The sequence below is a fragment of the Prevotella marseillensis genome, from assembly GCF_900625065.1.
In the GTDB taxonomy this organism is placed as follows: domain Bacteria; phylum Bacteroidota; class Bacteroidia; order Bacteroidales; family Bacteroidaceae; genus Prevotella; species Prevotella rara.
Genome location: NZ_UYXY01000009.1, coordinates 32,989 through 42,017, shown reverse-complemented (window position 1 = coordinate 42,017; position 9,029 = coordinate 32,989). Strand labels below are relative to the sequence as shown.

6 protein-coding genes are annotated in these 9,029 nt (G+C 49.1%); 3 read left to right on the top strand and 3 right to left on the bottom strand.

Annotated elements, in window-relative coordinates; all coding sequences use genetic code 11:
* Nucleotides 1-319 precede the first annotated feature (319 nt).
* Nucleotides 320-1,351, bottom strand: a complete 1,032-nt coding sequence (locus tag EJL04_RS15760) for a DUF4421 domain-containing protein (RefSeq protein WP_125105620.1) — start codon at nt 1,349-1,351, stop codon at nt 320-322.
* A gap of 202 nt (nt 1,352-1,553) precedes the next feature.
* On the opposite strand from EJL04_RS15760, the gene EJL04_RS15755 reads away from it, so the two are divergent.
* Complete coding sequence (locus EJL04_RS15755) at nt 1,554-4,352, top strand: TonB-dependent receptor (protein ID WP_125105619.1); 2,799 nt, start codon at nt 1,554-1,556, stop codon at nt 4,350-4,352.
* Between the two features lie 109 nt (nt 4,353-4,461).
* On the top strand, nt 4,462-5,979 hold the full coding sequence (locus tag EJL04_RS15750) for a hypothetical protein (RefSeq protein ID WP_125105618.1): 1,518 nt from the start codon (nt 4,462-4,464) through the stop codon (nt 5,977-5,979).
* 172 nt (nt 5,980-6,151) lie between these two features.
* Here EJL04_RS15750 and EJL04_RS15745 read toward each other — a convergent pair whose 3' ends face one another.
* A complete protein-coding gene (locus EJL04_RS15745; RefSeq protein ID WP_125105617.1) occupies nt 6,152-6,661 on the bottom strand; it encodes a gamma carbonic anhydrase family protein in 510 nt (169 codons plus the stop codon).
* 142 nt (nt 6,662-6,803) lie between these two features.
* Here EJL04_RS15745 and EJL04_RS15740 point away from each other — a divergent pair, with 142 nt between their 5' ends.
* Nucleotides 6,804-7,175 carry a thioesterase family protein gene (locus tag EJL04_RS15740; protein WP_125105616.1) on the top strand — a complete coding sequence of 124 codons (372 nt, stop codon included), beginning with the start codon at nt 6,804-6,806 and terminating at the stop codon, nt 7,173-7,175.
* Between the two features lie 356 nt (nt 7,176-7,531).
* Here the strand turns inward: EJL04_RS15740 and EJL04_RS15735 are convergent, their stop codons facing one another.
* Nucleotides 7,532-8,551 (bottom strand): PGN_0703 family putative restriction endonuclease, encoded by a 1,020-nt coding sequence (locus EJL04_RS15735; protein ID WP_125105615.1) that lies wholly within the window; start codon nt 8,549-8,551, stop codon nt 7,532-7,534.
* Nucleotides 8,552-9,029: the final 478 nt, after the last annotated feature.

Below are 9,029 nucleotides of genomic sequence, written 5' to 3'. Positions count from 1 at the left end.
GTAAAAGTCAACTTTAATCAGTAATTAAAAGTAGAGTCAACCAATAACAGTTATAAGTTTAACCAGAGTCAACTTTAATCAGGGAATGGCTTGTTAGAAGTCAACCAATTTTAGGAAAGGACACATCAGGTTTGCGACGCTTATGTGACGAGTTGGATTTTCAACTCGTCACACTACAAAAGACTGACTATCAATGTCTTGCACACAAATGTGACGAGTGACGAGTTTCTGTTCAAAAAAATATACGAGATTCATCGTCCGATGCGTTCCAAAAGCCGAAAGCGTCTGTATAGAGTTATGCACATCCTGCGGGCACGCCTCAAATCTTTATGCCTATAAAGATGCGTGCGCGCCACTTGGTGATGTTCAGCAGCAGCTCATCGCGGTCGCCAAGCTGCGAGGTGTTTACGACAGAGGTAAACCCGGCGAAATAGCGGCCGAAATGCCTGATCACGGCAATGCGTCCCACGGCTATTATGTTGGGAAACCTGTAGGGCATCCTTGTGCGGCTGCCGCCTGTTGTCAGCCTGCTTCGGCTGTAGACCACAAGTTCGGGCAGCGCCGACAGATGTATGAGCCAGCCGTGACGCAGCACAAGGTTGTAGCCGTAGCCCGCGCCTAAGCCGACGCAGAGTATGCTTAGCCTCGACTCAGGGTTGCCTATAACGTCGTCGTGGCGCGCCTTGAGCACTCCGCCCATGAACGAGGCGCCGAGCATGAGGCTTCCGCAGCTGCGCTTCTGCATCCACGACTGGCTGAACACGGCTGGATAAGAGAAGCGGCGGCCGTTGAAGGCATAATAGGCGTTGAGCGTCAGCATGTTCTGGCTTATCAGTCCGGCCGGTATGCTGATGTCGCCGCGCTGAGTGCGGACACTGCCCTCGAAAGTCTTTGCCGAATGGAATATCACGTCGGCGCCCAACTTGTTGCCGTAGGCGTTCATGTTCAGCTCATAGTCTTTCTTCTCGCCCGCAAGATGTGCCGGGTTCATGGCCACGCTGAGCGACAGTCCGCGGTAAGCGGCGCTGAGACTTACGGTGTATTTGTTCTGCGCCTTCATCTCCGTATTGAAGTTGCCGTCAGCGTTGACGCCCCGCGTGCGTATGTCAGAGCCCGAGGCGTTGAGCGTGAGCCTGAAGCGCAGCCGCTGCGGCGTGCGCTCAATATAGCTTGTGTCAACACGGCTCCGCGCCCGGCTGTCGCGCATGTCGAGTATCTTGTCTATCTCGCGCTTAGCCCGGTAAGCCTCGGCCTTAAGTCTGTCTTTAGCCGCTATGGTGTCGTCTGCGGCAACCGAGGTGCTGTCGTATGGCGCGGCCGTCAGTGCGACCGCCAGCAGTAGTGTTATCATATATATTATATGAACGGCGGCAGGGCGTTTTTATTTCATTCCTGCGCCAATGATTTATGCCCGCGTAGAAGCTGTCATACAATGAAAATAAACGTTACGCCATTGCAACACGTTTGTCAGTCTTTCATAACATGGCGTTAACCTTATTGCAACATGCCGCATATAACTTTGCAGCCGTAAACGATAGAAAGCATTTCAAAGTATGATTAAAAGGTTAAGATTAGCCGTGGCGCTGATATTCATCCTGACAGCATTCAGAGCATACGCGGCAGACATTAAGGGAAAAGTTACAGACAGTACGACAGGCGAGGCGCTCATCGGAGCAACCGTGCAGATTGAAGGAACGGCCAAAGCGGCTGCAACAGACATCGACGGACTGTTCACGTTCAGCGGACTCGACGAAAACGCAAATTATACTTTAACCATAAAATACATCTCTTACAAGACTAAAAAAATTGACGGGGTTCGGGCTGAAGCTCAGCCACAGGTGTTAGAGATAAAGCTCACACCCGACGAACAGACGCTGAAGGAGGTTACGGTTACCGGCGTGGCTAGGAAGAATACGGAGATCGCGGTAATACAGATGACCAAGAGCAGTCCCGTCATAGTGAGCAACGTATCGGCACAGGAAATAACAAAGACACAGGACACTAACGCAGGAGAGGTGATACGCCGAGTGCCGGGCGTGAGCCTCATCGACGACAAGTTTGTCATGGTGCGCGGACTCTCGCAGCGCTACAACAACGTTTGGATCAACGGCGGAGCCGTGCCTAGCTCGGAAGCCGACTCAAGGGCTTTCTCGTTCGACCTTATTCCAAGTTCACAGATAGACAACATGCAGATTGTGAAGACGCCGTCGCCCGAATATCCGGCTGACTACACCGGCGGATTCATCACCATAACGACGAAGGACATTCCGGCGGAAAACACAGCCGAGCTGTCTGTCGGCGGCAACTGGAACGACATTTCTTCATTCTCCGACTTCAAGTATGCCAAGGGTTCGGGCACCGACTTCCTCGGTTTCGACAGCGGCATGCGCGGACTCAACGGCGGCATAAACGCCACGATGAACAGCATTGCCGGCAACGGTGTCGACCTGCTGAACAACGGTCTTAACAACGACTGGCGCGTAAGGACGATGAGTCCGCTGGGCGACCTGAAGCTGTCGGGCTCGCTGGGACGCCGCTGGAAACTGGGCGACCGCCAGCTCGGAATGATTGCAGCCTTCAACTACAGCAACGAATACCGCAAGTATGAAGACATGCAGAACAACCTCTACGGCGTATATGATGCCGACAAAGACCAGTCGAACTATCTGCGCTACTCTGTAGACGACCAGTATAACCACAACGTGCGACTGGGAGCCATGCTCAACTTCACTCTTCTTTCTGCCGACGGCAACAGCAAGTATCAGCTGAAGAACATCTTCAACCAGATTGGCAACGACCGCTACACATGGCGCGAGGGACTGAGCGCACAGTCGGACAACGAAAACTCGGCTGAATATTACTACCGCAGCCGCACCACATACAACGGACAGATAACCGGAAAGCACACCTTTGCGCTGGATGAGCTCGACTGGAGCGCAAGCTACTCTTATGCCAACCGCAACGTGCCCGACCGCCGCCGCTATCTCATCAACGACGCACTGGAGCCGGGAGTGATGCAGCTGACAAGCCCCAACGACATATCGCGCGAATGGACAAAGCTCGACGAGCACATCGTTTCGGCAGCAGTGAACGACAAGCACGAATTCAAGTTCGGATCGTTCACACCGTCGCTCAAGTTTGGAGCCTACGGCGAATACCGCACACGTAAGTACACCCCCCGCGACTTTATCTACAACTGGAACGCTGCCAGCAACACGCTGCCCGACGGATTCCGCCAGAACGACCTGTCGGAGATGCTCAGCGACGAGAGCTACTTCGGTGCCGACCGCCTGTATCTGCTCGAGGAACAGCACATGCGCAACAACTATAAGGGCAACAACTATCTCGGAGCCGGATATTTCGCAGCCAACATTCCGCTCGGCAAACTGAACATCTACGCCGGACTGCGCTACGAATATGACCACATGGAGCTGATAACAAACACACGCGACAACGCCGAGAGCCCCTTCAGCCACAACTATGAGTACAGCGACCTGTTCCCCTCGGTGAACACCACCTACAAGATTAACGACAAGCACCAGCTGCGTCTGTCATACGGCAAGACGGTCAACCGTCCTGAATTCCGCGAGGTGTCGCCCTCAGTGTTCTACGACTTCGACCTGGCATCAGACGTGCAGGGTAACACCGACCTGAAGCCATGCTACATACAGAACGTCGACTTCCGCTACGAGTTCTATCCCTCTAAGGGCGAGCTTATCTCAATAGCGGCATTCTACAAATACTTCGACTCACCTATCGAGTGGACCTACACCGTTACGGGCGGAACAAGTCTTGTGTATTCTTACATGAACGCTAAGCGCGCCAACAACTACGGTATAGAGCTCGACATACGCAAGGATCTCTCGTTCATAGGCCTGCCCGGCTTCAGCTGGTCGTTCAACGGAGCGCTGATTAAGAGCCGCGTGAAGTTTGAAGAAGGCTCAAAGGAGGAGAACCGCCCCATGCAGGGTCAGTCGCCTTACCTCGTAAACACCGGAATATTCTACAAGAACGACAAGATGCAGCTTGACATAGCACTGCTATACAACCGCATAGGCAAACGAATAATCGGAGTAGGACGCAGCGAAGGAACAACAAGCGGCAACGAGACTCTGAGAGTGCCCGACAGCTACGAGATGCCCCGCGACGTGATAGACCTCTCGGCATCGAAGAAATTCGGCAAGCACTGGGAAGTGAAGCTAAGCATACGCGACCTGCTGGCACAGAAAGTCTACTACAAGCAGTTTGCCGACGTTCACTACTCAAACGGAACAAGCCGCGAGGTAGAGCAGATAACAAGAGTATACAAGCCCGGCCGCAACATAGGAGTGAGCGCCGTGTATAAGTTCTGATAAAGGGATAAGGCGGAACATCTGCCCCATCACTCCCATCAGTCATATTACTCCCATAAAAGAAAAATAAAAAATTATTCACTATAAGATGTTTAACAAAAAGATGAAAATGGACAAGTTTAAACTTTACGGATGCTTAGGCATCATGGCAATGGCGCTCACAATGAGCTCTTGCAGCGACGACGACAATTCAGGCACTACACAGAGCGGTGTCAACTGGACCACCAACGGCGGTATCAAGGCCTGCGACCACCTGCTGTTCACGGCAGACGGCGACGCCAACGTAAACGACAACGGTACACAGATCGGAAACGGTGACCAGGAGTTTGTTTTCACAGGAAAGCAGACTATCAAGAAAGGCACATATATCCTGAAAGGATGGGTTTACATAGCCGACGGAGCCGAGCTTACAATAGAGCCGGGAACCGTAATCAAGGGCGACAAGCAGACAAAGGCTTCGCTCATAGCTGAACGCGGCGGTAAGCTCATCGCACAGGGAACAGCAACAGAACCTATCGTGTTTACATCAGAAGAGGCTAAAGGCAACCGCCGTCCGGGCGACTGGGGTGGCATCATCCTCTGCGGTAAGGCTAAGAACAACAAGAGCGAAATGCAGATTGAAGGTGGTCCGCGCACCAAGCACGGAGGCAACGACGACGCCGACAACTCTGGCGTGCTGAGCTACGTGCGCATCGAGTTTGCAGGCTATCCTTTCCAGACTGACCAGGAGATCAACGGTCTTACACTCGGTTCTGTAGGAAGCGGCACAAAGATCGACCACGTACAGGTGTCATATACCAACGACGACTCTTATGAATGGTTCGGCGGAACAGTAAACTGCAAATATCTTGTAGCATACAAAGGCTGGGACGACGACTTCGACACAGACAACGGATTCAGCGGAAAAGTTCAGTTCGGTCTGTCAGTACGCGACTCTAAGATTGCCGACGTATCACAGAGCAACAGCTTCGAGAGCGACAACAACGCCGACGGTTCTAACAGCGAGCCTCACACATCTGCCGTATTCTCTAACATGACACTCGTAGGCCCGATGGCTACAGACGCTTCGTTCGTAAACGACGCTTCTTACATCAACGGCGGCAGCTACTATCCCAACAACGGCTCAAGCCTCGGCAAGTTCCAGGCTGCAATGCACATTCGCCGCGACACTCACCTCAACTGCTTCAATTCTGTTGCAATAGGCTGGCCTATCGGTATCATCATCGACAACGAGAAGGGCGACACACAGGGCGCAGCAACAGCAGGCAACCTGAAGCTCGAGAACATCTGGCTGGCTAATGTCAACGCCGTTGGTACTGACTTCAACAAGATTTATGTAGACGGCCTCTACAACTACGAGACAAAACAGGTTGACGAATCTCAGCCTTCATTCTCAAGCACATTCTTCAAGGCTCAGAGCGGCAACAAGTTCTATGAGGCTGCTACAGGCTGGTTCGACACAACAGGATATATCCCGACATCAGGCAGCCCGCTGCTCAGCGCTGCAGCATTCACAAACTCTCTGCTGAGCGGTTTCGACCAGGTTTCTTACATCGGAGCTTTCGCTGCAGGCGACACATGGCTCGACGGATGGACTAACTTTGACCCTCAGAACACAGACTATTAATTCCTAGATTTAAAGACCCTATAAGACAACGACGCCCCGCAGGAATGATTCCTGCGGGGCGTCACTTTTTTTGTGCGTTATAGCAATAATGACCTTACCGGCATGCCGCGCTGACTCTATGTCGAAAAAGTATCGTCCGGCACACGGCTGTCTGCCGTCGGCCACAACTTAATTATTCTTCCTCAAGATACCACTTAGAGTATTCCACATAATGCTTGGCAAAGCTCTCTGCCTGGTCGGGACGTGTCTTCTTGATAAACTTGGCAGGCACTCCGCCCCATATCTCGTGCTGACCAATCTTTGTGCCCTGCAGCACCAGTGCGCCGGCAGCTACTATTGCGCCCTCGCCCACTTCGGCATTGTCGAGCACCGTTGCGCCCATGCCTATCAACGCTCCGCGGCGTATCGTGCAGGCATGCACGGTGGCGTTGTGGCCTATGCTCACGTCGTCTTCAATAACAACCGGACCGGTGGTGTTGGTAACATGCACGCAGGCACCGTCCTGCACGTTTACACGGTTGCCTATGGTTACGGGAGCCACGTCTCCGCGCACAACGGCGTTAAACCATATTGAGCACTCGTCGCCCATGTTAACCTCGCCAACAACAGTGGCGTTCTCGCTGAAATAGCAGTCCTTGCCCCATTTGGGTGTCAGACCTTTTATTGATTTTATTAATGCCATAATGTTATTATCTTTTTTATGTTCACGATGCAAAGTTAGTTTATTTTATATTGCAAAACAAAAAATCGGCACTTAATAGCTTGCACGTAAAGTAAAGATTATGTATTTTTGAACATTGAAAATAAAATCATCTATAAATATTATGCTGGAAACAGGACTTACACACACAAGCAGCCTGACGGTGACCGAAGCTCTCACCGCCAAGGCCATGGGTTCGGGCGACATGCCCGTGTTGGCTACGCCGGCCATGATGGCGCTGATGGAGAACGCCGCAATGTTGGCAGTTGCCCCTGAACTGCCCGAAGGCAGCACCACCGTAGGCGGACACATAGAGTCATCACACCTGAAGCCTACGCCATTAGGAGCTGAGGTCAAGGCAGAAGCCATGCTGACAAAGGTAGACGGCCGCAAACTGTATTTCACCGTCAAAGCCATGCAGGGCGACGCCGTGATAGGCGAAGGCACTCACCTGCGCTTCATCGTTGACCGCGAAAAGTTTATGAGCAAGCTGTAAGAAGATACAGCCGAAAGGCATATCGAACAAAACAACAAGACTAAAACCTTTTTGTTGACAAGCTGCGGATCGCAGATTCTTATATTCCATGCTGTCAGATTATAAATCTGACAAAACATTAGCTTAGTTGCTTCATTAGATTCATAAATACCAACAAGACTAATGTGCCGGCAGATTTGTAATCTGCCGGAATTAAATATCAGGATCTGTGATCCGCTGATGTTTTGAAATAACAAACACCATAAATATTAATTGTTTACCAATTTATTTATTACCTTTTGTATTTTCGCGCAGTTTCAGTTCGTCCATAAACGAACTGATACAAAGCTACGGCACCATAATGCCAGAGTTTCGTGTTAAAAGCAATACACATCTTTATACCATTGCATCCATTCCTGCAACTTAGAATCTTGCGTGTTTACAGCATTCAACACATCATAGTTGGTGAAAGAATTGAACATCTTATTTCCGTTGATTAATGCCTTATATGTATTTATCGAGTTGTTCAGATGCGTATTATTGGCATGATGGCATACTGAGAAAGTCACTGCTTTATATGTTCCTGTGTCCTGCAAGGCGAAAGCAAGCATCTGATTACGCCAAAGCTGATTAAGTCCATCCCTAAACGGACAACCTTTGATATCTACCGAACCTTGATATTTATCCCGATGTTTCTTCAGAATCTCCCAATATTTATAGCCTATCATGTGATAATGGCATTTTTCAGGCTCATTTAATATGCTTGCGAGAATACATTGAGTGCAATTATCTTTATGTTCATTTGCTTTACTTTTATATGCGCCACATGTAGTAAACTCCTTCTCGCTAAGTTTATGCTCGATAAGCCACAGGCACAAATTATCTTCTTTGTCATAATAGGCAATAGCCACGTCTGCATCTGTTCCTGCTCCATTGGAGTGGTCGTTAAGGACACCTTTACCTGACTGAATATCCTGTCCCCAATATTCAAAACAAAATCCATGATGCAATCTGTCTCTTGCTATCTTCTTAAAGTCGGAAGGGCATCCGGGAATAAGCGGCAATATATTATCAGCTTCCTCTGAAAGGAGCATAGGCATGAAAAGATTTATACAAGCCGTTTGAGAACTTACGGCATGCCAGGCAAACTTATGAGGCTTAAAAGCAAAATATCCCTTTTGCATTTCCTGCAAGTATGGGATAATTGGTTTATACATCATTTGAGGAACCTCTGAATTTTCCGGGAAAAGGGCATCGTATTCATGTCCTCTATACAAACCTCTATCCATCGTTATGTTTTTGCGTTTCCAGTCTATTATGTGTACATAAATAGCCTTTTGTTCCAAGGTTAAATTGTTTGGCATATAGTATTTCATCCCATTAATAATCTCTTCCATAGGTACCATTTAAAATATTGTAATGCATGATTTATCTAAAAAGCAAATATACAACAAATTTCGAAGTTAGATAATACAAGCTAAAAATATTTTTAGCTTCCGCTTTTACAGATATTCACCAACAAGAATAATAATCAGTAAAATTAATTTCAAGCCGTTATTACGTCATCTTATTAATGTATGAGTTGCGGATCGCAGATCCTTATATTCATCGCTGTCAGATTTTTCGCTGCGCTCAACAACTCGTGCAAATCTGACAGAACATTAGCTTTGTTGCCTTATTACTTCCATAAATACCAACAAGACTAATGTGCCGGCTGATTTGCACGAGTTGTTGAGCGTAGCGAAAAATCTGCCGGAATTAAATATTAGAACTGAAAGTCAGCGAAGCTAATCTGTGATCCGATAACTTCCAATAATATATACCCTTTTAAAAAAACAACAAGTCATTTGCCTTGTAACCTCCCCTTCAATAACA

Bases quoted from the DNA above. Each gene is read 5' to 3' on its own strand.
- EJL04_RS15760 (WP_125105620.1), bottom strand. From the start codon at position 1,351: ATGATAACACTACTGCTGGCGGTCGCACTGACGGCCGCGCCATACGAC.
- EJL04_RS15755 (WP_125105619.1), top strand. From the start codon at position 1,554: ATGATTAAAAGGTTAAGATTAGCCGTGGCGCTGATATTCATCCTGACA.
- EJL04_RS15750 (WP_125105618.1), top strand. From the start codon at position 4,462: ATGGACAAGTTTAAACTTTACGGATGCTTAGGCATCATGGCAATGGCG.
- EJL04_RS15745 (WP_125105617.1), bottom strand. From the start codon at position 6,661: ATGGCATTAATAAAATCAATAAAAGGTCTGACACCCAAATGGGGCAAG.
- EJL04_RS15740 (WP_125105616.1), top strand. From the start codon at position 6,804: ATGCTGGAAACAGGACTTACACACACAAGCAGCCTGACGGTGACCGAA.
- EJL04_RS15735 (WP_125105615.1), bottom strand. From the start codon at position 8,551: ATGGAAGAGATTATTAATGGGATGAAATACTATATGCCAAACAATTTA.